Below are 22,765 nucleotides of genomic sequence, written 5' to 3' on the forward strand. Positions count from 1 at the left end.
TGTAGGGATCCATACAATTCATTCATGCCTCAGCCAAAATCAGCTAGCAACCCTGCCAATGAGCCAGAGGGCCCCCGCCTGCCAGGACGCCCGCGCAGCTTCGACCGCGCCGCGGCGCTGGACCTGGCGTTGGGTCTTTTCTGGCGGCATGGCTACGAAGGCGTGTCCACGGCCACCTTGGCCGGCGCCATGGGCATTGCGCCACCCAGCCTGTATGCGGCTTTTGGCAACAAGGAGTCGCTCTATCGGGAATGTCTGGACCTTTACGCGCAGCGCCATGGCGCCTTCCTTGGCGATGCCCTGCTGGCTGATCTGTCGGCGCGCGCGTGCATGGAGCAAGCCCTGCGGGCGGCCTGTCGCCAGTACACCGACCCCAGCCATGAGGCTGGCTGCATGGTGTCGACCGCCGGCCTGCAAGGCGCGCCCGCCAACGCCGCCCAGCACGCGCAAACCGAAGCCATGCGCCTGCAGGCCAGGCAGGCGATCGAGCAACGACTCAGGCGCGCTCGCGCCGAGGGTGAGTTGGCCGCCGGCACGGACTGTGCCGCCCTGGCCGGCTTTTTTGCGCTGGTGATCCAAGGCTTGGCGATTCAGGCGCGTGATGGCGCCAGCACCAGCAGCCTGCTGCGCATGGTGGACGTGGCCATGGCGGCATGGCCGGCCCCTGTGAGCACAGGCGTTCGCGGCCGCTAGCGCGGGGCGCCCACACGCCGTCTTGTCTGCGTCCGAGTGGCGGCCCCAGGAAAAAAGGGCGCCCCAGCTGGGGCGCCCTTTGGCGAGCGTTTGTCTGAAGTCAGCCCCGGACGTTCACAGGCCCAGATCGCTCAAGGAAGGGTGATCATCCGGCCGTCGACCTTGGGGCCAGTGGAACTTGCGCTCTTCAGGCTTGATGGGCAGGTCATTGATGCTGGCGTGGCGCACAGCCATATAGCCCAAGGCATCGAACTCCCAGTTCTCATTGCCGTAGGCGCGATACCACTGGCCGGAGTCATCGCGCCATTCATAGGCGAAACGCACGGCGATGCGGTTCTCGCTCACGGCCCACAGCTCCTTGATCAGGCGGTACTCCTGCTCCTTGGCCCATTTGCGCTCCAAAAAGGCCTGGATGGCCTCACGGCCCTGGAAGATCTCGGCCCGGTTGCGCCAGCGGCTGTTGGCCGTGTAGGCCAGGGTCACACGTTTGGCATCGCGCGTGTTCCAGGCGTCCTCGGCTGCACGGACTTTCTGGATCGCCGTCTCACGGCTGAACGGAGGCAATGGGGGGCGCGGTGCGTCGGTGGGGGTGGTGCTCATGGGGTTTGCAAGGCTGGGGTTGAGAAATCCGGCGGTGGCGCTTGCGGCGCCAGCCACAAGCAAGTCCCGCCGGGTGAGATCGGGTCGATGGGTGATGTTCATTCTTGGAGAGTGGGGCGCCACAGGCCAGGCATGTCCACATGGCCAGGCAGTGCCTGCATGCGAGTCAGCCAAGCCATCAGATGGCGGTGAGGTGAGAGATCCAGGCCGCCCTCGGGGGCGAGTGCGATGTAGGGGTAGATGGCCAGGTCGGCGATGCTGGGCTGATCGCCCCGCACCAGCCAGGGCCGATCGCGCAGCTGCGCATCCAGCAGGGTGAGCAAGGCCTGGCTGCGCTGCGTGGTGGCCTCCAGATCGATGGGGCGGCCGAACTTGCGGTGCATGCGCAGCAGGGCCGGCCCATGCGCCACCTCATTGGCGGCCGTGGACAGCCATGCCTGCACGGCAGCCAGGCGAGCCGGGTCCTCCGGCCACCAGGCCGGGCCACCGTAGCGCGCCGCCAGGTAGACGAGGATGGCCTGGCTGTCACGCACCACCACCTCGCCGTCCACCAGCACCGGCACTTGGCCGAAGGGGTTCATGGCCAGGAACTCGGGCTGCTTGTGCGCACCGCCCGTGGGCACCTCCGCCTCATGCGGCAGCCCCAGCAGGGACAGCATGAGGCGCACCTTGTGCGCGTTGCCGGACAGGGGGAAGTGATACAGCTTCATGATCACCCTCGGGCGCTTTGGACTGGATCCAGAGCCCGCTGAACAGCGGGCCGACTTGCGATGCGCTGGACCCAGTCCTGCACCGCCGGGTAGGCATCGAGACGGACGCCGGCATAGTCGGCCACGCGCAGCCAGCCAAAGTGGGCAATGTCGGCCACCGAGAAACTCTGGCCGGCCAGCCAGCTGGCCTCTTGCAGCCGTGTCTCCAGCACGGCAGTCAAGCGGCGCGACTCCGCTTGATATCGCTCGATGCCCACGGTGATGCGCTCGGGCTGCCGCATGAACCACCCTGCCTGCCCGAACATGGGGCCGACGCCGCCGACTTGGAAGAACAGGTACTCCAAGGCGCGAATCCGATCCCTCGGCGCGGACGGCATCAGCCCGCCAAACTTCTCGGCCAGGTAGAGCAGGATGGCACCTGATTCGAACACCGACACCGGCTCACCCTCGGGCCCTTCGGGGTCGACGATCACCGGGATGCGCCCGTTGGGATTGAGTGCCAGGAAGTCCGGGCGCTTTTGTTCGTCACGGCCCAGATTGACGGGCACGATGCGATAGGGCACGCCCAGTTCCTCCAGCGCGATGGGGATCTTCACGCCATTGGGCGTGGGGGCGTAGTAGACGTCGATCATGGTTGTCGGTGTTTTGAAGTGATGAATCGATGGAACTCAGGCGCCCGGCCCGCAGTCCAGGCAACGCTCCACAGGCGGTGGGCCCATGCGCAGTTCACGCTGCAACAGGCGCAGCGCCGTGCGCAGGCCTTCTTCGATGACCGGGTGGTAGAAGGGGCTGTCCAGCATCTGTTGCACGGTGTCGCCGCGCTGCACCGACCAGGCGAGCAGATGGCCCAGATGCTCGGCGCGTGGCCCCAGCATCTCGGCGCCAAGCAGGCGTCCGCTCCCCGCTTCGGCGTATACATGCAGCGCGCCGCGGTTGACGCCCATCACGCGGCTGCGGCCTTGGTCGGCAAACGAAACCTGACCGGTGAGAAACGGGGTGCCCGCCGCCAGCAGTTCCGCGTGGCTGCACCCGGCGATGGCCATCTGGGGATCGCTGAACACGACGGCCAGCGGTGCTCGGCGGGGCCGCACGCGCACATCGGGCCAGCGGCCGGCGTTGTCGCCCGCGATGCGTCCTTCGTCGGCAGCCTCATGCAGCAGTTCCCGCTCACCATTGGCATCGCCGGCGATGAACACCGGGGCGTCGCCGACCTGCCCGGTTCGGCGATCGAAGGGCAACTGCCCGTCGGCCTGCACGGGCAGTCCGCTGTGCTCCAGTCCCAGGTTCGCCAGCCGCGGACGGCGCCCGGCGGCAGCAAGCGCGAAGTCAAAGCGTTCGACGCGCCCGTCCAGCTCCAGCAGAACTTCATCGCCCTCGCGCCGCAAGCGGGGGGTGACTTGGCTCAGCGACAGTGGCAGCTCCTTGCCGAACAGTTCGCGTGACAAGTCCTGCAGTGCCGGGTCGGTGAGCGGGCCCACGCGCTGGCTGCGGCCTAGCACCCGCACCCGCACCCCCAGGCGATGCAATGCCTGGGCCAACTCCAGCGCGATCACACCCGTGCCCAGCACCAGCACGGCTGCGGGCAGGGTCTGCCAGTCAAACAGTTCATCGTTGCGGATCAGCCGATCCCCCAGCGCCGCCGACCAGGCGGGCTCCACGTGCGGCTCGGAGCCGGTGGCGATGACGATGCGCGCTGCATGCACCCGATGCAGCTCGCCGTCATGGCCTTTGACTTCCAGCGTCTGTGGTGCCGTGAAGCGCGCCCAGCCTTGCAGTCGGTGCTCCGGCGCCCAGCCTTGGACTGCCTCGGTGACGAAGCCCACAAAGCGATCGCGCTCGCTGCGCACCCGGTCCATCACGGCCGCGCCGTCGATACGAGCCGGCGTGTCGACGCGGACGCCAAAGCGCCCGGCCTCGGCCACGGCATGGGCCGCCTCGGCTGCTGCGATCAGCAGCTTGCTGGGCATGCAGCCTACGCGGGCGCAGGTGGTGCCGTAGGGGCCGCCCTCGATGGCGAGAACGCGGGAGGAGTGCGCCAAGGCAGCGCGGTAGGCGGACATGCCGGCCGTCCCACTGCCGATGATGGCAACGTCAACTTGGTGCTCACGCATGCGGCGTTCCTTTGGATGGCGAGGGTGTCAACCAAGCGCCAGTCGCTTGGCAAGGACTCCACTGTGCGCAGTTGTCGATCGCAAGTGAACCACCATGGCAGCGAAGTCACTGCTACGCATGGCGGAACAATGGGATTCATTGAAGGCGGCAGTGTTGATTCCATACGCTGCGCGGAATGCTCCGATTCGCTCGGCCTGCTTGAAGCGGCAACGGCTGACGCATGTAATGGAGCCTCTCCAGCGACAAAGAAGCAGCGATCATGAAATCAGTTCTCGAAGCCCGTAGCGACAGCCACGCCCGCGAAGTCCTGGCCCTGGAAGACGACCGGCCTACCTTGGTGGATTTCGCCGCCGCTTGGTGCGGTCCTTGCCAGGGCCTTGCGCCAGTGCTGGAGTCTTTTGCCCAGTCGCGTGCCGAGTCATTGCGCGTTCTCAAGATCGATATCGACGCTTGTCCCGACCTGACTCGGGAGGTGGGCATCCGCAGCGTGCCGACCTTGCTCCTGGTGCGCAACGGCGAGGTCCTCGCCAGCCGTCTGGGGGCCGCCTCGTCGGGCGAGCTGGGCCGTTTCGTCGACAGCGCGCTGGCATGACGCGCTGAACCCCACGCTGCCCCGGGCGAGCCGGGTGCCCGGCCTGACCACACACAGGCCGGCGCTGCCTGGCTCAGCCCCCAAAGAAAGCCCCCGTCGAGCACGGCTGAACACTTCGCGACTGCAGGCGTTGAAGCCGTGAACGCAGCACCCTCACAAGCTCTGAAAGCCCCAAGGAACCATCATGAGCCGAGCCTATTCCGACCTCGCGTTCACTCCGACCGTGAGGGCCATGCAAACCCGCATGGGCAGCCGTTCGGCCTACGAGGCCTTGGACCACACGGACGAGCGCCGTGATGCACTCACCGCACGCGAGGCCGAGTTCATTCATGCCCGCGATGGCTTCTATCAAGCCACGGTGGGCGAAACGGGCTGGCCCTATGTGCAGTTCCGTGGCGGGCCTGTGGGCTTTTTCCAGGTGCTGGACGCCAAGACCTTGGGCTATGCCGACTTCCGGGGCAATGTGCAGTACATCAGCGTCGGCAATCTGCAGGGCAATGACCGCGTCTCGATCATTCTGATGGACTACGCCCATCAACGCCGGCTGAAGATCCTGGGGCGTGTGAGGCTGGTGACAGCCGATGAAGACCCGGCCTTGCTGGCGCGGCTGGCCCTGCCCCAGTACGAGGCGCGGGTCGAGCGCGCCATGCTGATCACGGTGGAAGCCTACGACTGGAATTGCCCCAAGCACATCACGCCCCGCTTCACCGAGGCCGAGGTGAATGCGGCAATGGCGCCGCTGCGCGCCGAGCTGTTGCAAGCTCGGGAGGAATTGAAGCGCTTGCGCGAGGCAGCCCCTTCAGCAGGCGCTGACCGGGGGCTCGGAGCGGAGCCTCTGGCCTGACCCGTCAGCCCGGGGGCGCCGCCAGTGATCGACGGTCCCTGGCGCTGTGTCAACACGCGCCAAGGGGAACGGCGCTTCCCTGGCGTTGCCGCTGTCAATCCAGTGCGGGGTTGGTGCGCAGACGCTCGATCGCCAGATCCAGGAAGGCACGCGCCTTTTGTGAGGCATGGCGGCCCTCGCGGTGCACCAGATGCACAGGCAGAGGCGCCGTTTCAAACTCGCTCAGCACAATTTGAAGCCGACCTTCACGCACATGCTCTGCCACCTGGTAGGACAACAGCCGCGTCAGACCGAAGCCCGCTACCGCCGCAGCCACGGCTGAGTCGTTGGTGGTGGTGGTCATGCGCGGCTGCAGCTTGACGAGCTTGGGCGCGCCGTTTTCGACCAGACGCCATTCCGGCGTGGGAGTGACGCCGCTGGCCGATACGATCGTGTGGGTCGTCAACTCGTCCGGCGTTTGTGGGGTGCCATGGCGCGCCAGATAGTCGGGTGCCGCACAGATCACGCGGCGCACCCGGCCCACCCGGATCGCTTGCAAGGACGAGTCAGGCAGTTCCCCGATGCGAACCGCGATGTCCACGCCCTCGTCGACCATATTCACGACCCGGTCGAGGAACCAGCAGGAGGCCGTCACCTCTGGATAGCGCTGCAAATACTCGGCCACGACAGGGGTGACGAACAAGGCCCCAAACAGTACCGGTGCGGTCAGCGTGAGGCGGCCGCGCGGTGCGGCATGCAAGCCGCTCACCGATTCATCTGCCTCGGCCAATTCAGCCAGGATGCGACGGCAGTCCTCCACATAACGCGCCCCAGCCTCGGTCACACGCACCACGCGGGTCGTCCGTGTCAGCAGGCGCACGCCCAGATGAGCTTCCAGCTCACTGATGGCGCGGGTCACGGCGGGCGGGGAGATGTTGAGCTTGCGTGCAGCGCCCGCGAACCCATTCGCATCGACCACCGAAACGAAGACATTGATCAGGTGCAATCGGTCCACTATTCCTCCTCGCGCAACGGTGCCCTGGATTTGCAGGCGATTCTAAGTATGAGGCGATTCAAGGACGGTGCACTCGTTCGCTGAAAGCACAGCGGAAAGATCCAAAAACCTTGTCAACAAGGCCGGCAAAAAGCCGGAGTTTGCACATGTCTCGCCTCAGCATCCCCGGCGTTGACACTGAGCTGCCCCGGCTGAATCGAGGCAGTAGCTCCCAGAAGACGGCGGATTCCAGGATTCCCGACGGACTCAGCGGTTCAGCGCTGAGCAGGCGAGTCAACGAATGACGTGCGCCAGTCTCGACGGCTTTTTTGTTGGAGTCGCGCCGTGCAGGGCTGACCCTCGCCTCAGCCGGCCCCTGTCCTCAGCGCCTGCAGCCGGACCAGCAAGGCTTCTGGGGCCTGGCATCGTCGTTCCAGGGCGCCGACGTGCACGGCGCCGCTGTGGCCGTCCAGGGTCAACACTTCACCTTCGGCGAACTCGCGGCCACCCAGGCGCACGCGGCGCGCTGCCAGGTCGATCTCCAGCGCATCGCAGCCTACCAGGCATACCTTGCCCAGCTGCCGAGCCACCACCGCGGCATGCGAGGTTCTAGCGCCCCGTGAGGTCAGCAGACCGCTGGCCAGCTCCAGCGCACCAATGTCGCTGGTCTCGGCATCCTGCCGCAGCAGCAGGGTGGCAACACCGGCCCGCTGCCGTTCGCGAACCCGGGCTTCGTCGAGTGCAATTTCGCCGACGGCCACGCCGGTGCAGGCGCTCTGCGCTTGCGCCAGCATGGCAGCACTGCCAGCACAGCCTTGAGGGGCCAGCACGGTCTCGCTGAGCGCTTCGGCGTCCAGCCCCTCGGTGCGCCGCAGGGCTTCGGTGCGGTCGATGCGGCCGGCATCGTGGAGGTCCAGTGCGATGCGCGCAGCCGCCTGTGGCGTGCGTTTGCCGTTGCGGGTCTGCAGCCAGTACAGGCGACCGCGCTCAACAGTGAACTCGAAGTCCTGCATGTCGCCGAACTCGGCCTCCAGCCGCGCGGTGCCGTCCAGCAGCTCCTGCCAGACGGTTGGCGCCACGGCCTGCAGCTCGTCGTGCCCCAGCGCGCTGCGCCGCCCCGAGACCACGTCCTCGCCTTGCGCATTGAAGAGGTAGTCCACCCAGGGCTGCGGCTCGCCGGTCGAAGGGTGACGAGTGAAGCCCACGCCTGCCCCGGAGTCGCCTCCCGCATTGCCGAAGACCATCGCCTGCACTGTCACCGCAGTCCCCGGGCTGTCGGCAATGCCCTTGAGCCGGCGGTAGGTCAGCGCCTTCTCGCTCTGCCAGGACCGGAACACCGCATCGATGGCCTCGCCCAGTTGCTGCTGCGGATCCTGGGGAAACGGCCGGCCCGCCAGACGCTCGACCGTGCGCAGGTGGGCCTGGGTGAGGCTGCGCATGGCGTCGAAGTCCAGCGCGCGTTCGTCATGGTCTTCGTCGGCGATGTGCGCCAGGTCGGCCTCGAAGGCGCTGGCCGGCAGGCCCAGCACCACCTCGCCGAAGCCGGCCACCAGGCGGCGATAGGCGTCCCAGGCCAGGCGTGGGTTGCCGGTGCCGCGCACCAGCCCCTGGACGGCAGCATCGTTCAGGCCGATGTTGAGCAGGGTTTCCATCATGCCGGGCATGGACACCGGCGCGCCGGAGCGCACCGACAGCAGCAGCGGGCGGCGCGGGTCCCCGAGCCGCCCGCCAGTGGCCTCTTCCAGCGCCGCCACCGCGGGCGCCCAATGGCCCGGGCGCAGCTCGCCGGCCCGGGCACACCAGGCGGTGCCGATCACGAAAGCCGGTGGCACGCGCAGCCCGATGCCCACCATGCGAGCCAGGTTGTGCGCCTTGTTGCCGATGGCACTGGGGCCGGGCACCGGATCGGCGCTGGTGGCTTTGCGGGCGATCAGGTAGAGGTCGTCAGGGAGATCGGTGTGCATCACGGGCTACTCCGGCCGAGCCGCCAGCGTGCGCCGGCGCAGCGCATGGCCAACGGCCAGCAAGTGGTCGGAAGCCTTCTCCAGCGCGGACGCCAGTTCATTGCCGGTCGCCCAGGCGACCGCGTCCTTCGCCTCGTGTGCCAGCGCACGACGCGCCGCGCGCAACAGCTCGTCGCACTGCCGCTCGGCCTGCACCACATGCCACAGGGCATCCAGCGTCTCGTCGGCAGCCGAGGCGCTGTCCTGGCCGACGATGGTGACGGCCTTGACGTGTTCCTGCACGGCCGACAGCACCGCATCCGCCAGTGACTGCAGCGCGGCGGTGGTGCGCGGTCCCCAGCCATCGGGCCGGGCCTCGGCGGCCAGGCTGAGCGCGAAGCAGGCCTCTTCCAGTGCATCGGCAATGTCGTCGGCGGCGTGCAGCAGCTCCGCGTCGCCGCTGGCCGTGGCGGGGTGGCGCTCAGCACGGTGGCGGGCCTGCTCGACCAACTCGTCGGCACGACGCTCCCAATGCTTGGCCCGAGTCGCCAGCGCCTTGGCCGCGTGCGGATGCCGGGCCGCGCCGTGCGCCAGTGCATCGCGCAAGCCCTGGGCGAGGGCGTGGCACCAGGAGGCATGTTCCTGCAGCGGGCTGCCGAAGCCCCCGCCTCCGGCATGGTGGCGCAGCGTGCGGGCCAGGAGCAGGCGTGCCTCGTCGGCCACCCAGGCCGCCGGCTGCCCGCGGCCGACACCGGTGGCGGCCAGCTCCAGCAGGGTCACCAGCCAGTCACGCGCGGCCGGCGCGCCGAGCACGTCCTCCAGCCGATCGCCCAGCCGGAAGACCCCCTCGCCCTGGGCCGCCATCGCGTCCCAGACCAGGCGTTCGCCGCCGGCCACCAGCCAGGCCATGTGCCCGCACTCGCGATGTGCGGCAGTAGCGAGCACCGCGATGGCGTCTTCCTTGCCGACAAAGTTCTGCAGGCGCTTGCGGGCTCGGTTCCAGTCGATCAGGAAGACGATGCGCGCCCCGACCGCCTCAAGCGCCTGCTGCAGTGCGGGCTCGTCGGCGGCCTCCCAGCGTGCGGTACCCACGTGGTAGGCCTCGCCCTGGTTCAGCCCGGCCTGCGTGCGCGAGGCGACTTCCGACCAGGCCGCACCCGCCTCGGCCAGCAACTGCTGGAAGAAGGCGAAGCGGGTGCGGTGCAGGTCGGAATAGGTGAGCGACAGCGCCAAGCCCTGCACCTGCAGGACCAGCACATGGGCGTCATTGGTGCCGATGTCGTTCTGGATCAGCAGCCGTTCGCCGTCACGGGTGGCGGAGGTGTCCAGGCCTGGGTGCGTGCCCTTGAGATGGCGGGTGCGGGCCAGGCCACGCATGAAGGCCGACAGGCGCGAGCGGTCGACAGCGCCTTCGGGGCTGTCGCTGGGGGCCAGGCCCCAGGCGTGGGCGCCGTCCACGTCCTCGCCATGCAGCTGGGCCGCCAGGCGGTTGAGCGCCTTGTGCAGGTCCATCACCAGGAGGTGCAGGCTGTCGCCTTCGTCGCGATGACCCCGGGTGAGGTCGGCCAGGGCCGCCTTGTCCAGCGGCTGGGTTGGCAGGTGCTGCAGGTGGTCCTGCCAGTGAGCCACGCGTGCGGCCCACGGGGCGTCGGCCGCACTGTCGTCCAGCACCGGGCGCGCCATCGTGGCCAGGTCGGTGCCCAGATGACGGGCGAGGCGATCCAGATCAGGCAGCAGCAGGCCGTGCTCGCTCGCCTGGGCGCGCGCCGGCAGCTCGCGCCACCAGCGCACCTCATCGCGTTCATGGATGCCGGCTGCCGCGATCTCGTGCGCCAAGTCGACGGCCGGGCGCTCGGGTGCGGCGGCCTGGGCTGCAGAGGCCTGGATCACGGTCAGCGCCAGTTTGAGCCGGTCATTGGCCTTCAAGGCCTCGCGCACGCGCGCCGGCCGCACCAGCGCATCCTGGCCCAGCGCGGCGACAGCTTCCTGCTTGATCATCGTCTCGTTCCTTCCTCGTCAGCGGACGGCGTGCAGACCGCCGTCGACGAACAGCGTCTGGCCGGTCAGGCCGGTCGCTGCGGGGCTGCAGAGGAAAGCGACGGTGTCGCCGATCTCCTCCAGCGTGACACCACGACGCAGCGGCGCGTGGCTGCGGGCATGAGCCAGCAGTTCATCGAATTCGGCCAGCCCAGAGGCGGCCCGTGTGGGAATCGGGCCGGGAGACACGGCATGCACACGGATGCCGGCCGGGCCCAGTTCAGCCGCCAGGTAGCGCACGGAAGACTCCAGCGCCGCCTTGACCGGCCCCATCAGGCCGTAGTGCGGCACCGCCCCTTCCGCGCCGAGGTAGCTCATGGTCAACAGGCAGCCCCCTCCGGCCTCGTGCAGGTGCGGCTCGACGGCGCGGGCCAGCTCGATGAAGGAATGGCAGGACACCCGCATGGCGCGGGCGAAGCCTTCGGCGCTGACATCAACGAAGCGGCCGTGCAGGTCGGACAGCGGCGCCCAGGCGATGGAGTGGACGACGAAGTCCAGGCCGCCCAGCTGCTCCACGGCTGTCTGCACCAGCGCCGCGGTGGCACCGTCTTCGGTCACGTCGCAGGTCAGCAGCGGGGTGGCAATAGACGCGGCCAGCGGTTCGCACACCGCGGCGGCCTTGGCATTCAGGCAGCTCAACACGAGCCGGGCGCCGTTGCGGTGCAGGGCCTGGGCACAGCCCCAGGCGATGCTGTGCTCGTTGGCCAGTCCGATGATCAGGCCGCGTCGCCCGGCGAGGGATGAAAGAGGTGTCGTCATGCCGGCAGGTTCTGAGGTCTCCATGAACTGGCTGTGACAGCAGGGTGCTCCCTTGCGCCAGATCAAGCGCCGCGCATCGCCAGCTCCCGCTTCACGAGACGGACACAGGCACCCACCAAGCTGGCGGCGATTCCTTGAGGCAAGCCCATGAATGCGAACACGGACCTGATCGAGAACCTGACCTTCGACGAACTGCAGCCCGGCCAGCACGCCAGCCTGCGCCGCACACTGACGCGTGACGACATCAGTGCCTTTGCGCTCGTGTCCGGCGACGTCAACCCGGCGCATGTGGACGCGGAATACGCCCAGGGCACGCGTTTCGGCGGCGTCATCGCCCATGGCATGTTCGCAGGGGCGCTGATCTCTAGCCTGCTGGGCACGGAGTTCCCCGGCCCTGGCACGATCTACATCGAGCAGTCGCTGAGCTTTCACCGGCCGGTGCATGTGGGCGACACGCTGGACGTGCGCGTGGTGGTGAAGGAAAAGTCCCCCGCCACCCACAATGTTCGGCTGGAGTGCGATGTGCGCAACCAGCGTGGCGAGCAGGTGGTGTCCGGCGTGGCCCTGGTGCGTGCGCCGACGAAGAAGGTGCTGCGGCCTCGCGCGGCCATGCCCACGCTGCACCTGTTCGACCCCAAGGCTCGTATCGAGGCCTGGATGGCCGGCCTGGCCAGCCATCCGGCCGTGCGCTGCGCCGTCGTCCACCCCTGTGACGAGGGGTCTCTGCGCGGTGCGCTCGACGCGGCGGCGGCCGGGCTCATCGTGCCGGTCCTGGTGGCCCCGCAGGACAGGTTGCGTGCGCTGGCAGCGGAACTGGGGCTGTCGCTGGACGCTGTCGAGCTGGTCGATGCACCCCACAGCCATGCCGCAGCCGAGGCAGCGGCGGCCCTGGCAGCGGGCGGCGAGGTGGCCATGCTGATGAAGGGGAGCCTGCACACCGACGAGCTCCTGCACGCCGTGCTGCACCAGCCCCGGCTCCGCACGGGCCGTCGCCTGTCACATGTGTTCCGCTTCGAGGTGCCGGCCTACCCCAAGCCGCTGCTGGTCACCGATGCGGCCGTCAACATCACGCCCAACCTGGAGGAGAAGGCGGACATCGTGCGCAACGCCATCTCGCTGGCGCGAGCGCTGGGCGTGGAGCAGCCCCGTGTGGCCCTGCTGTCGGCGCTAGAGATGGTCACCCCCACCATCGCTTCCACGCTGGACGCGGCGGCGCTGTGCAAGATGGCCGATCGCGGCCAGATCGCCCACGCGGTGCTGGACGGCCCGCTGGCCTTCGACAACGCCATCTCGGCTGAGGCCGCTCGCATCAAGGGCATCACCTCGCCGGTCGCAGGCGATGTTGACATCCTCGTGGTGCCCGACCTGGAGGCCGGCAACATGCTGGCCAAGCAACTGGAGTACCTTGCCGGTGCTGCCGGTTGCGGCGTGGTTCTGGGCGCGCGGGTGCCGATCGCACTCACCAGCCGCGCCGATGCCCCTGTCTCCCGCCTGGCCTCGGCGGCACTGGCCGCAGTGGCTGCCCGGGCCGCCGCGTGATGCACGCTGACACAGCGCAGGAGCACCGGCCGGTCTCCCTTCCCGACGAACTGCGCGGCCGGCAGGCAGTGCTGGCCGTGAACGCAGGCTCCTCGTCCCTGAAGATCGGCCTGTACCCCATGCCGGACGCGCCGGCCGCATGGTCTGCCGTCTGCGAGGGGCTGGAGCCTGGGGGCACCCCGCACTGGCAACTGCGCGGCCAGGCGCCGAGGCCCTTGCAGGCGGTGCGCCCACGCCCTGGCGGGCCCCAAACCGAGGCCTTCGACCTCGCCCTGGAGGAGCTGGCCGGGTGGCTGGCGCAAGCCGACGTGCAGCTGATCGCCGTGGCGCATCGCATCGTCCATGGCGGGGAGCGCTTCACCGCGCCCTGCAAGCTCGACGGCGAGGCGATCGAGGCCCTGCACCTTCTCGCTCCGCTGGCCCCGCTGCACCAGTCGCACAACCTGGCCGGCGTCCAGGCCTTCCGACGCCAGTGGCCCGAGGTGCCGGCCGTGGGCTGCTTCGACACGGCCTTCCACGCGGGCTTGCCGGATGTCGAGAAGCGGCTGCCGCTGCCCCAGGCCCTGGCCAACCAGGGCCTGCGCCGCTACGGTTTCCATGGGCTGTCCTACCAGTTCGTGTCCGCGCGGCTGGGTGAGCACAGCAGCCGCTCCACGGGTCGGGTGCTGATGGCCCACCTCGGCAACGGCGCCAGCCTGTGCGCCATGCGCGAGGGACGATCCTTCGCGACGACCATGGGCTTCTCTGCGCTGGATGGACTCATGATGGGGACGCGCTGCGGCAGCCTGGATGCCGGAGTGCTGCTGCACCTGTGGCGCACCGGCTGGACCCTGCAGCGCGTGGAGGCGCTGCTGTACCGCAGCAGCGGGCTGAAGGGGGTCTCGGGCCTGTCGGCGGACATGCGCACGCTGCGCGGGAGCACTGACCCGGCTGCCCGGCAGGCCATCGAGCTCTTCCAGCATCGGGCCCGACGCGAGGCCGGGGCACTTTCGGCGGTGCTGGGAGGGCTGGATGTGCTGGCCTTCACCGGTGGGATCGGCGAGCACGACGCACTGACACGCGAGGCCATCGCCGCGGCGCTGGAACCCTTTGGCCTGCGTCTGGATGCCGCCCGCAACCAGGCCGCCCGGGGCGACAGCATCCAGGCCATCCATGACGAGGACTCCTCCGTCGAAGCCTGGGTGATACCGACCGATGAAGGCCGCGTCGCAGCGAAGGCGGCCTTCGATCTCCTGAAGGACTCGACCCCATGAAAGACGCCGATTCGATGCCAGCCGAGCTCTCTCCGGACGCAGCCGCACGCCATGCCGCGCAGCGCCTGGACGCTCTCTGGCAGGCCGGCCTGGCCCGCTCCTGCGGGGGCTTGTCACCGGTTGCGATGGCGCTGGCCGTCACGGACTGGGCCTTGCACCTGTCTACCCAGCCCGCGCAGGCTGCGCTGCTCCAGCCTGCACCGAGACCCCATGTTCAATCATTGGTGGGACCGGCACGGTCGCACTCGTCGTGCTTCCCATCGGCCTGATGGCAGCCCTGGCTCTCGCTGCATCGGCAACGCATCGCAAATCCGGTCGGGCGCGGCATGCCGCCTTCCGGCCGCACTTCATCCTGGCCCTCCGGCGTCTGGCGGTCGCGGGGCGGATAGCTTCAGTGAACGACTCTTGTTTTGAACGGCCGTTGTTGGGCACCGAACTCAGCGAGGCGAACGACGGCTCCCAGCCCCATGTTGCCGTCCGCCGCGCTTGAGCTGGGCGAAAGCATTCAGCCTGAATCGGCTGTCCGCTCGGCCGCGACGGCGGTCAGCTCCTGACCGAGGCCGTGAGTTGAGGTGATTGGGCCGCCTGTCATGGCGCGCAACGGTACCGCATTGAAGCCGCAGTTGTCGACGCGCTTCGAGGCCTGCGGGTAAGGAGAGAATCACGGCCTGGACCGCCCCTGGTCGGATAGGCAGCCTGTTCCTGTCCACAGCTGGTGCCGTCAGATTACTCATGACCGACGCTCAATACACCACCTTGCCGCAGTGGCCCAACGCTTATCCGGCCAGCGGCGCCAGCGCGACCCTGAAACTCCTCAACGAGGATTTCATCGTGACCGAACTGCCGCTGCAGCGACCCTCCGGTGAGGGCGAGCACATCTGGCTGGACATCGAAAAGAACGGCGCCAACACCGCCTTCGTCGCCCAGCAGCTGGCCGAGGCCGCCGGCGTGCAGGACAGGGACGTGGGCTATGCCGGCCTCAAGGACCGCTACGCCATCACCCGCCAGTGGTTCAGCATCTATCTGCCGAAGGGCGAGACGCCCGATCTGACCCAGCTTCAGCACCCGGAGTTCAAGGTGCTGAGCCAGAGCCGCCACGTGAAGAAGCTGCGCCCCGGTGATCTGCAGGGCAACCGGTTCCGCATCGTGCTGCGCGACGTGACCGGCGACCGCGACGCCATTGAGGCCAATCTTGCGGCCGTTGCGTCACATGGCGTGCCCAACTACTTCGGCGCTCAGCGTTTCGGCCACGATGGCGGCAACGTCGAACAGGGACGGGCCATGCTGGCGCGCGAAATCCGCGTGCGCAACCCGAAGAAGAAGGGCATCTACCTGTCTGCGGTGCGCTCCTTCGTCTTCAATGAAGTGCTGGCGCTGCGGATTCAGCAGGGACTCTGGGGCAAGACCCTGCCCGGCGACGTGATGGACGAGGCGGGTCGGCCCACCGGACCGCTCTGGGGACGGGGCCGCGTGAGCACCACCGATCAAGCGCAGGCCCTGGAAATGGGAGTGGCTGAACGCCACCCCACCTTGTGCGACGGCATGGAACACGCCGGTCTGGATCAGGAGCGCCGCGCCCTGGTGGCTAGCCCGATGGACATGTCATGGGAATGGCCGCAAGCCCATCAACTGGTGCTCACCTTCTCTTTGCCCGCCGGGAACTACGCCACCTCCGTGCTGAACGAAATCCTCCGCGCCACGGAGCCTGAGCGGCACACAGAGAACGAGTCTGCGGCTGGCGAATGATGGGGCCCTTACCTCGGCATGCAGGGGGCGCCCCTGCCCCTGGCGCACCGCTTTCCGTCTGGCTCCGTCTGGCTCCGTCTGACCGCCTTCCCGCCCGTGCGCGTTCACGCCTGATTCGGCGGGGGTGGGGGCTCTGCGGCGACCTCTCTTCGACCTTCAGGTCGCCTGGGCGGTCAAGCCATCCCCCGTGCCGTCACGGGCTTGCCGTTCACGCGGACGGGCCGGTGTGATTGTCGGCAAGCCGCACGCCGATCACGCCCACTGGCGCCCCGGCACATGCGGGATGACGTGATCCAACAGATGCGCCGTGCCATCGCGTGCGCCAGGGCCGCCGGCCGATGGCTTGCACGATGGCCTCTCGGTACGATGAGCCCGCACGGCCTCAAGCTGCGCGCTACGCTTTGGTTGCGGACCTAGACAAGATTGTCGATAGCAAGTCGCCGCTGCGCGACTTTGTCCGATTCCCGCGGTAAAAAGCCTAGTCGTGAATCCGGGCTCCTTCAGGCGCCCAAGCAAGATCAGGAGCGCCAATGGCAGGCAAGGGAGACAACACGGGCACGCCGCACGCCGAGATCCATTTCGTCGTGTGGGGTGCGGACTTGACAGGCGGCGCGCGCTCGGCCAACGGGAGCGGCGCTCCGTCGGCCGCCAGCTCCGAGCATGGGGAAGTCAGGCAGGCGGTGCGCGTGGGGGCGCGGCGCGACAGCGGCGGTGCGCTGACTCTCACGGCCAGGCCCGGGGAAGACCTGGTCGAGATGGTCATCGCCAACGGCCCCACCCTGGTCCTTCACCCGCAGCATGCGCTGGAGCTGCTGCGTGCGCAGCAAGGCGGGGTGCAGCAGAATCAGCGCGATGGAAACGGTACAGCGCTGAACCAGGTCCGTGTGTCAGCGCAGCTCGCCTGGCAAGGCCTGGAAGACGATGGCGGAGCGGCCTCACGCGGCGGATTGCTGCAGTCGATGGGCGGCGTCCTTCTGGATACCCTTCGCGTGGTGCGCCGCGTGACGGGCGGTCAGGCGTCCACGGTGGCCGCAGAGCAGATCGGCAAGTTGGTGGACGAGCAGGTCGATCCAGGCGTCTACAAGTTGCCGCCTCAGCCGCTGCCGCCACTCAAAGGCAGCCGGTTCAAGGTCGCGGGGATGATCGAAGCGCCAGCCGGGGCGCCCAGCCTTGTGCTCATCCACGGCACTTTCTCCAGCACCGAGGGCACATTCGCCAAGCTCTGGCAGTTTCATCCGACCCGCGTGGAAAAGCTGTTCGGCCACTACAGCGGCCGTGTCTATGCACTGGACCATCCAACGCTGAGCGCCAGCCCGTTTGCCAATGCGCTGGCACTGCTCCGCCAGGTGCCCGACAACGCCGAGCTGCATCTGCTGACGCACTCGCGCGGCGGCATCGTCGCCGAGGTGGTGGCGCGCGTCGTTGGTGGCCAGGGGCTGGATGCCGATTCCATGGCGCTGTTCGCCAGCAGCGCAGATGCCAACTACAGCAAGCACCGTGAGGAGCTCGAGGCGCTGAAGAGACACGCCAGCCGCGGCATACGTGTCACTCGCATGGTGCGCGTGGCCTGCCCGGCACGCGGCACCTTGCTGGCGTCGCGCCGGCTTGACGCCTATCTGTCGGTCTTTCGCTGGGCGCTGGAACTTGCCGGCTTGCCCGTCGCGCCCCAGCTGGTGCGGTTTCTTGGCGCCGTCGCAACGGAGCGCCTGAAGCCCGATGTGTTGCCCGGCCTGCAGGCCATGGTGCCCGACTCGCCCACAACGCAATGGCTCACGCAACCCTGTGAGGCGCCCCTGGCGGGCGAGCTGCGCGTTGTCGCTGGTGACATCGAAGGCGACTCTGTCCTCAGCTGGCTCAAGACACTGCTCACCGATGCCTTCTATTGGACGGATCACGACCTCGTCGTGCAGACCCGCTCCATGTACGGCGGAGCGCCGCGCGGTGAAAGAGGCGCATCTTTCGTGCTGGACCGCGGTGCCAAGGTCAGCCACTTCCGCTACTTCGAGAACGAGTTCACCGCAGCAGCCATCGTCAACGGCCTTCTTGCCAAGGCTGCGCCCGCAGGCTACCGCCCCATCGGCCCGCTCTCCTGGGCGGGCCAGGACCACAGCGGCGACCGGGCAGGCAAGCCCAGCCAGAGGCCGGCGCTGCCTGCTGTCTTCGTGCTGCCGGGCATCCTCGGCTCCCACCTCGCCGTGGACGGCAAGCGCATCTGGCTCAGCTGGCGTTTCATCAGCCAGCTCGACCGCATCGCCTATCCCGGCCAGGCCACGCCCGACGGTCCCATCGGCCCCAGCTACGACGCCCTCATCGCCCACTTGCGCGAGACGCACGACGTCCACGAGTTCAGCTACGACTGGCGACGCCCCATCGAGGAGGAAGCACGCCGCCTGGGCGACGCGGTGCTGGCGGCGCTGGAGGCCCGCGCCGGCAGCGGCCAGCCGGTGCGCTTCGTGGCCCACAGCATGGGGGGCATCGTGGTGCGGACCCTGCAGCTGGAGCGCCCCGAGGTCTGGGACGCGGTGTTCCGTCATCCGCAGGCCCGCCTGCTGATGCTGGGTACGCCCAATGGGGGCTCCTACGCACCCATGCAGGTGCTCAGCGGCGACGACACCTTCGGCAACCTCCTGTCCAGCTTTGGCAGCCTGTTCGACGGCTACGAAGCCCGTCAGCTCATCGCCGGGATGCCAGGTCTGTTGCAGCTGCAGGCCGACCTGCTGGACGAGAAGCTCCGCCTCGACACCCCCGCCGGTTGGGCCGCCTTGCAGCAGTCCGACATTGACGCGGTACAGAAGCGCATCGACGCCCAAAGCTGGTGGCACCGCGACCTCTTGCAGAGGAAGGCTCTGCAATGGGGCCAGCCTGCGCAGCCAATCCTCACGCGTGCCGTGGCGCTGCGCCAGCGGCTGGATCAGCAGCGCGAGGCTCTGCCCAACGCGGGGCAACTGCTCCTGGTCGTCGGTCAAGCCAAGTTCACCCCCACCGGCGTGCGTGTCGGCAAGGACGGCGTGCAGTACCTCAACGCTGCCAATGGCGGCGACGGCCGCGTCACCCTGGATCGCGCCATGCTGCCCGGCGTCAAGACCTGGCAGGCCTCAGGCGCCCATGGCAAGTTGCCTGACCTGGAAGACTGCTTCAGCGCCTATGTCGAACTGCTCGACAAGGGCGATACCAACAAGCTCAAGCCGGTTGGAGCCAACACGCGCGCAGGCATGGGCGGGGAGGCAGATGCTGCGCCTGCCCTCGTGGCCATGCGTGCTGTGCGGGGTGGCGAGCCACCGGAAACAGTCGATGCCGTCTTCCGCCCCGACGGCGAAACAGCCCCGCCAGCTTCCGTGCTGCCCGGCAGGCTGAGCGTACGCGTTGTCAACGGAGACCTGCGCTTGCTCGCCGGGCCCCTGCTCATCGGCCACTACCGCTCCTTCGATCTCACGGGTGCGGAGGCTGTCGCCAACCGCCTGCTGGGCGGCTCCATGCGCAAGGCGCTGCACGCGGGGGCCTACCCGTCCAACATCGGCTCGGCCCAGCTGTTCAACAACACCTATCGCCGCCCCGACGACCCTTCCCTGCAGCCTCGGCCCTCTACGGTCCTGGTCGTTGGCCTGGGTGAGGAAGGCGAGCTGAACCTCTCGACGCTGAGCGACGCCGTTCGCCAGGGCGTGCTCCTCTACGCCCAGCGCGTGGCCGAGCAGCGCGATGCAGGCAGTGGATTCGACCTTTCAGCCGTGCTGGTCGGCAGCGGTGGTAGCAGCATGCCCGTGGCCACCTCTGCCCAGGCCATTGCACTGGGCGTGCAGCAAGCCAATCAGCGGCTTGCTGCGGTCGGCTGGCCGCAGGTGCTGACGCTGCAGCTCGTGGATCGCTACCTCGATCGTGCTGCCGAGGCCCTGCAGGCGCTGCTCTCGCTCTCCGATACGCTTGCCCAGGACCTGGACGTGGCTCCCCTGATAGGCCGCGCCGCCGGTGCGCTGCGACGGCCGCCCGAAGCGGGCTATCGCGGCGTTGACTACGACTTCATTTCCGTCAGCCAGGCCGATGAGCAAGCGCCCTTGCGCTTCACCCTGGACACGCGCCGCGCGCGCAGCGAGGTCAGCGGCGTGCGGCCCCAGAGCGGCCTGATGCGCACGCTCATAGAGCAAGGCGCTTTCAGCGGCGCCCGCGACAACCAGACCGGCCGCAGCCTGTTCCAGCTCATGGTGCCTGTGGAGATTGAACCCTTCCTGGCTGAGTCAAGCCAAGTCCTGCTGCAGCTGGACCGCCATGCCGCCCAATACCCTTGGGAGCTGCTGGATGCCACCTCGCAGGAGGAGCGTGCAGCCGGTGACAAGCGCCCTTGGGCGCTGCGTTCGCGCCTGTTGCGCAAGCTGCGAACCGAGGACTACCGGGAAGCGCCCAAGTACGCCGGACATGACGACGCGATTCTCGTCATCGGCGAACCGCTGTGCGACCCCAGCCGATACGGCCCGCTGCCCGCCGCCCAGCGCGAAGCCCGCAATGTCGCCGCCGCCTTTGCCGCTGCCATTGACGGCAAGGGCGCGGCACATGCCGTGACCCTGTTGCTGCAACGTGGCGCGGCCGACATCACCAATGCTGCCTTCAACGACAACTACCGCGTCATTCATGTCGCGGGGCATGGTGACTTCAAGACGGTCGTGCGCACAGACGCAGAGCAGCAGGTCGGTGGCATCGTGCTGTCGGACGACCTGTTCTTCGGCCCTGACGAAGTGCGCGCCATGCGCCGGGTGCCTGACCTCGTCTTCATCAACTGCTGTCATGTCGGCCGCATGGAAAGCGAGATGTTGCAGAGCTGCAGCGGCGCTGATCGCAGCCCTCCCAAATTTGCCGCCAGCGTGGCCGAGGCGCTGATCAAGATTGGCGTGCGTTGCGTCGTGGCCGCCGGCTGGGCCGTGGGTGACGCGCCGGCGGCGGCCTTTGCGCGGCGCTTCTACGACGAACTGCTGGCTGGCGAGCCCTTTGTTCATGCAGTCAGCCGTGCCCGTGAGCAGATCTGGCAGCAGTTCCCCGACAGCAACACCTGGGCTGCCTACCAGTGCTATGGCGATCCCGGCTGGCGCCTGGTCGAAGGCGGCGAAGTCACGGGCTCCAAGGCCGCGCCCAAAGTCCACTCGCCCGAAGGCCTCATTTTGCGTTTGCAGGCCCATACGCAAGAGTTGCAGCACGGCGATGAGGTCGACAAGGAACGGACCAAGGCCGAGATTCAGCAACTGGACCTGGCCTTCGGCGACATCTGGCGGGCCAGCGGCGAGGTCTGCGCAGCTTTTGGTGCCGCCTACGCCGAGGACTTCCTGACTGACCGGGCCCTCTTCTGGTACGAGCGAGCCTGCAGGGCCGAGGACGGCGGCGGCAGCATCCAGGCCTTGCAGCAGCTGGGCAACCTCAAGGCCAGGGCCGCAGAGAGAAGCGGCGACCGCGCCGCCGTGCTGGAGGCCATCCAGCTGCTGCAGCATGCCTTCGCGCTGGTCCGGTCTTGCCATGGCGCCTGCCTGCTTGCCTCCGCCTGGAAGCGTCTGGCCCTCCTTGATGAACGGGCCGGCAGCGCTCCAGGTTCGGACGAGGTGAAGGCCAGTCTGCATGCGGCCTGCGAGCACTACCTGCTCGGCGAGCAACTGGCCCGCGAAAGCCAGTCTGCCGACCTGTTCTATCCCTTGCTCAACCGCATGCTGATCCACATGCGGCTCGGTCGCTCAGTTTCTCAAGCCGATCTGGATGAAGCCCGTGCCTGTCACCATGCCAAGCTCAACAGCGCCCCTGACTTCTGGGCCGCCGTGGGGGCGCGTGTCGAGCTGCACATGTACGAGGCCTTCGCCGGAAGATGGCTGGCGGACAAGGTCGAGTTGCTGAAGGCAGAGATCGAGGACCTGCGCCTGCACGCCACTTCGCGCCGGTTGTGGAATTCCGTGGCGACACAAGCGGAGTTCGTGATGCTGCCCGCATGGAAGGATTCAGCCCATCCGGCGACCGAGCGAACGGCCATCGCGGAGATGCTGGCGGCGCTGGGATCAGAGGCCGCCAAAGAGCCAGCGCAAGCACCTGCCCAGGCGTCTGCCAAGCCAGGCCGCAAGAGTGGGCGGGGCAACAAGCCATGAGCTCTCGCCCGCCGCAGGACTTCATCCACTACCTGCCGAGGCAGGTCGTCTTGAGATTCCCCAAGAAGGCGTCGGATCCCTGGTTCCGCCGCTATCAGCGTCGTCATGACGGCTTCGAGCGGCCCACCCGCCACACCACTCGACGGCAAACAGGCATGGCGGCCGTGGTGCAGCCTGGCGACCGCATCTGGATCGTCAGCCAGATCTTCTCGCCTTGGGGGGACTTGCCGCCGGGCATAGATGCCTGCTTGGTGGTGGCGTCAGTGCAGCGCAGGCGCGGAGGCGGCTTCCACTTCATGGCAGCTCCATCTTCGCGATGGTTTCCGCTGAGGGACGCCCAGAGCCTGCTGGCGGGCCTCCTCACGGTCAATTGCGCGGGCGACAAGCGAATGCTGTGGGCCGACACCCGCAAGCCCATAGGCCACAGCCTGCAGAGCATGCGGCGCCTTGACTCGGCCCAGGCCTTGCTGGACTGGGAGCGCAGATCGAAACCCTTGCCGCTGAACTTCGTCAGCTACCGCATCGCTGACGGCACCGCGCTGGCCTTCAAGACCGTGCGCAAGCTGCTTCGGCGCGGCAAGAAGGTGTACTGGGATCGTTGGTGCCTGCCTCGTCGGCTTGCGGAACGTCGCGAGCGCGTGAGCCATGGCGAGCTCGACGCCCACCTCATGCGCATGCTGCGATCGGCTGCCGTCGTGTGGGGCATCGAGTCGCCCCTTTACGCCGATCCCAAGTCCTACGCTCAAAGGGAATGCGCGCTCGCCAAGAAAAAACGGGGCGCCTACAAGCCGGTCCGGCCGGACCGGCCGCGGACGAGAGGCCAGGTCGCCTGAGCCCTGTCGGTGACGGCAGCAGGC

The 22,765-nt window shown here is 68.1% G+C and carries 17 protein-coding genes; 9 read left to right on the forward strand and 8 right to left on the reverse strand.

Annotated features, from left to right (window positions below):
• Positions 1-24: 24 nt before the first annotated feature.
• Entirely contained in the window at positions 25-693 is a 669-nt protein-coding gene (locus ACS5PK_RS04340; RefSeq protein WP_439439023.1) for a TetR/AcrR family transcriptional regulator, read from the forward strand.
• 114 nt (positions 694-807) lie between these two features.
• Here the strand turns inward: ACS5PK_RS04340 and ACS5PK_RS04345 are convergent, their stop codons facing one another.
• The 4 genes from ACS5PK_RS04345 to ACS5PK_RS04360 all read right to left on the reverse strand — a co-directional run bounded on the left by ACS5PK_RS04345 (position 808) and on the right by ACS5PK_RS04360 (position 4,114).
• Complete coding sequence (locus ACS5PK_RS04345) at positions 808-1,293, reverse strand: DUF1348 family protein (RefSeq protein ID WP_439439024.1); 486 nt, start codon at positions 1,291-1,293, stop codon at positions 808-810.
• 98 nt (positions 1,294-1,391) lie between these two features.
• Positions 1,392-2,003: a glutathione S-transferase family protein gene (locus tag ACS5PK_RS04350; RefSeq protein ID WP_439439025.1), complete on the reverse strand. Its 612-nt coding sequence runs from the start codon at positions 2,001-2,003 to the stop codon at positions 1,392-1,394.
• Positions 2,004-2,005: 2 nt separating this feature from the next.
• Positions 2,006-2,635, reverse strand: a complete 630-nt coding sequence (locus ACS5PK_RS04355) for a glutathione S-transferase family protein (protein WP_439439026.1) — start codon at positions 2,633-2,635, stop codon at positions 2,006-2,008.
• A 36-nt stretch (positions 2,636-2,671) separates the two neighbouring features.
• On the reverse strand, positions 2,672-4,114 hold the full coding sequence (locus ACS5PK_RS04360; RefSeq protein WP_439439027.1) for a dihydrolipoyl dehydrogenase: 1,443 nt from the start codon (positions 4,112-4,114) through the stop codon (positions 2,672-2,674).
• A 260-nt stretch (positions 4,115-4,374) separates the two neighbouring features.
• Here ACS5PK_RS04360 and ACS5PK_RS04365 point away from each other — a divergent pair, with 260 nt between their 5' ends.
• On the forward strand, positions 4,375-4,707 hold the full coding sequence (locus tag ACS5PK_RS04365) for a thioredoxin family protein (RefSeq protein WP_439439028.1): 333 nt from the start codon (positions 4,375-4,377) through the stop codon (positions 4,705-4,707).
• Between the two features lie 184 nt (positions 4,708-4,891).
• On the forward strand, positions 4,892-5,551 hold the full coding sequence (locus ACS5PK_RS04370) for a pyridoxamine 5'-phosphate oxidase family protein (protein ID WP_439439029.1): 660 nt from the start codon (positions 4,892-4,894) through the stop codon (positions 5,549-5,551).
• A 94-nt stretch (positions 5,552-5,645) separates the two neighbouring features.
• On the opposite strand, the gene ACS5PK_RS04375 is transcribed toward ACS5PK_RS04370, so the two are convergent.
• The 4 genes from ACS5PK_RS04375 to fabI all read right to left on the reverse strand — a co-directional run bounded on the left by ACS5PK_RS04375 (position 5,646) and on the right by fabI (position 11,263).
• Positions 5,646-6,545 (reverse strand): LysR family transcriptional regulator, encoded by a 900-nt coding sequence (locus ACS5PK_RS04375; RefSeq protein WP_439439030.1) that lies wholly within the window; start codon positions 6,543-6,545, stop codon positions 5,646-5,648.
• Positions 6,546-6,889: 344 nt separating this feature from the next.
• Positions 6,890-8,488 (reverse strand): PEP/pyruvate-binding domain-containing protein, encoded by a 1,599-nt coding sequence (locus tag ACS5PK_RS04380; RefSeq protein ID WP_439439031.1) that lies wholly within the window; start codon positions 8,486-8,488, stop codon positions 6,890-6,892.
• 6 nt (positions 8,489-8,494) lie between these two features.
• Positions 8,495-10,465: a DUF47 family protein gene (locus ACS5PK_RS04385; protein ID WP_439439032.1), complete on the reverse strand. Its 1,971-nt coding sequence runs from the start codon at positions 10,463-10,465 to the stop codon at positions 8,495-8,497.
• 18 nt (positions 10,466-10,483) lie between these two features.
• On the reverse strand, positions 10,484-11,263 hold the full coding sequence (gene fabI / locus ACS5PK_RS04390) for an enoyl-ACP reductase FabI (RefSeq protein ID WP_439439033.1): 780 nt from the start codon (positions 11,261-11,263) through the stop codon (positions 10,484-10,486).
• Between the two features lie 147 nt (positions 11,264-11,410).
• Between fabI and ACS5PK_RS04395 the strand changes: the two genes are divergently transcribed.
• The 6 genes from ACS5PK_RS04395 to ACS5PK_RS04420 all read left to right on the forward strand — a co-directional run bounded on the left by ACS5PK_RS04395 (position 11,411) and on the right by ACS5PK_RS04420 (position 22,741).
• Complete coding sequence (locus ACS5PK_RS04395; RefSeq protein WP_439439034.1) at positions 11,411-12,802, forward strand: bifunctional enoyl-CoA hydratase/phosphate acetyltransferase; 1,392 nt, start codon at positions 11,411-11,413, stop codon at positions 12,800-12,802.
• Entirely contained in the window at positions 12,802-14,055 is a 1,254-nt protein-coding gene (locus ACS5PK_RS04400; protein WP_439439035.1) for an acetate/propionate family kinase, read from the forward strand. The genes ACS5PK_RS04395 and ACS5PK_RS04400 overlap by 1 nt, the downstream gene beginning before the upstream one ends.
• A gap of 14 nt (positions 14,056-14,069) precedes the next feature.
• The gene (locus tag ACS5PK_RS04405; RefSeq protein ID WP_439439162.1) at positions 14,070-14,324 is read left to right on the forward strand and encodes a poly-beta-hydroxybutyrate polymerase N-terminal domain-containing protein; all 255 of its coding nucleotides are present in this window, start codon (positions 14,070-14,072) and stop codon (positions 14,322-14,324) included.
• A gap of 463 nt (positions 14,325-14,787) precedes the next feature.
• Complete coding sequence (truD, locus tag ACS5PK_RS04410) at positions 14,788-15,801, forward strand: tRNA pseudouridine(13) synthase TruD (protein ID WP_439439036.1); 1,014 nt, start codon at positions 14,788-14,790, stop codon at positions 15,799-15,801.
• 530 nt (positions 15,802-16,331) lie between these two features.
• The gene (locus tag ACS5PK_RS04415) at positions 16,332-21,908 is read left to right on the forward strand and encodes a CHAT domain-containing protein (protein WP_439439037.1); all 5,577 of its coding nucleotides are present in this window, start codon (positions 16,332-16,334) and stop codon (positions 21,906-21,908) included.
• The gene (locus tag ACS5PK_RS04420; protein ID WP_439439038.1) at positions 21,905-22,741 is read left to right on the forward strand and encodes a hypothetical protein; all 837 of its coding nucleotides are present in this window, start codon (positions 21,905-21,907) and stop codon (positions 22,739-22,741) included. The genes ACS5PK_RS04415 and ACS5PK_RS04420 overlap by 4 nt, the downstream gene beginning before the upstream one ends.
• Positions 22,742-22,765: the final 24 nt, after the last annotated feature.

The sequence above is a fragment of the Roseateles sp. DB2 genome, assembly GCF_051857535.1.
Classification (GTDB): domain Bacteria; phylum Pseudomonadota; class Gammaproteobacteria; order Burkholderiales; family Burkholderiaceae_C; genus Roseateles_B.

Excerpts from the sequence above, each read along its gene's own strand:
- ACS5PK_RS04365 (WP_439439028.1), top strand. The coding sequence starts at position 4,375 with ATGAAATCAGTTCTCGAAGCCCGTAGCGACAGCCACGCCCGCGAAGTC.
- ACS5PK_RS04340 (WP_439439023.1), top strand. The coding sequence starts at position 25 with ATGCCTCAGCCAAAATCAGCTAGCAACCCTGCCAATGAGCCAGAGGGC.
- ACS5PK_RS04380 (WP_439439031.1), bottom strand. The coding sequence starts at position 8,488 with ATGCACACCGATCTCCCTGACGACCTCTACCTGATCGCCCGCAAAGCC.
- ACS5PK_RS04400 (WP_439439035.1), top strand. The coding sequence starts at position 12,802 with ATGCACGCTGACACAGCGCAGGAGCACCGGCCGGTCTCCCTTCCCGAC.
- ACS5PK_RS04345 (WP_439439024.1), bottom strand. The coding sequence starts at position 1,293 with ATGAGCACCACCCCCACCGACGCACCGCGCCCCCCATTGCCTCCGTTC.
- ACS5PK_RS04395 (WP_439439034.1), top strand. The coding sequence starts at position 11,411 with ATGAATGCGAACACGGACCTGATCGAGAACCTGACCTTCGACGAACTG.
- ACS5PK_RS04355 (WP_439439026.1), bottom strand. The coding sequence starts at position 2,635 with ATGATCGACGTCTACTACGCCCCCACGCCCAATGGCGTGAAGATCCCC.
- ACS5PK_RS04385 (WP_439439032.1), bottom strand. The coding sequence starts at position 10,465 with ATGATCAAGCAGGAAGCTGTCGCCGCGCTGGGCCAGGATGCGCTGGTG.
- fabI (WP_439439033.1), bottom strand. The coding sequence starts at position 11,263 with ATGACGACACCTCTTTCATCCCTCGCCGGGCGACGCGGCCTGATCATC.
- ACS5PK_RS04415 (WP_439439037.1), top strand. The coding sequence starts at position 16,332 with ATGGCAGGCAAGGGAGACAACACGGGCACGCCGCACGCCGAGATCCAT.
- ACS5PK_RS04370 (WP_439439029.1), top strand. The coding sequence starts at position 4,892 with ATGAGCCGAGCCTATTCCGACCTCGCGTTCACTCCGACCGTGAGGGCC.
- truD (WP_439439036.1), top strand. The coding sequence starts at position 14,788 with ATGACCGACGCTCAATACACCACCTTGCCGCAGTGGCCCAACGCTTAT.
- ACS5PK_RS04350 (WP_439439025.1), bottom strand. The coding sequence starts at position 2,003 with ATGAAGCTGTATCACTTCCCCCTGTCCGGCAACGCGCACAAGGTGCGC.
- ACS5PK_RS04360 (WP_439439027.1), bottom strand. The coding sequence starts at position 4,114 with ATGCGTGAGCACCAAGTTGACGTTGCCATCATCGGCAGTGGGACGGCC.
- ACS5PK_RS04405 (WP_439439162.1), top strand. The coding sequence starts at position 14,070 with ATGCCAGCCGAGCTCTCTCCGGACGCAGCCGCACGCCATGCCGCGCAG.
- ACS5PK_RS04420 (WP_439439038.1), top strand. The coding sequence starts at position 21,905 with ATGAGCTCTCGCCCGCCGCAGGACTTCATCCACTACCTGCCGAGGCAG.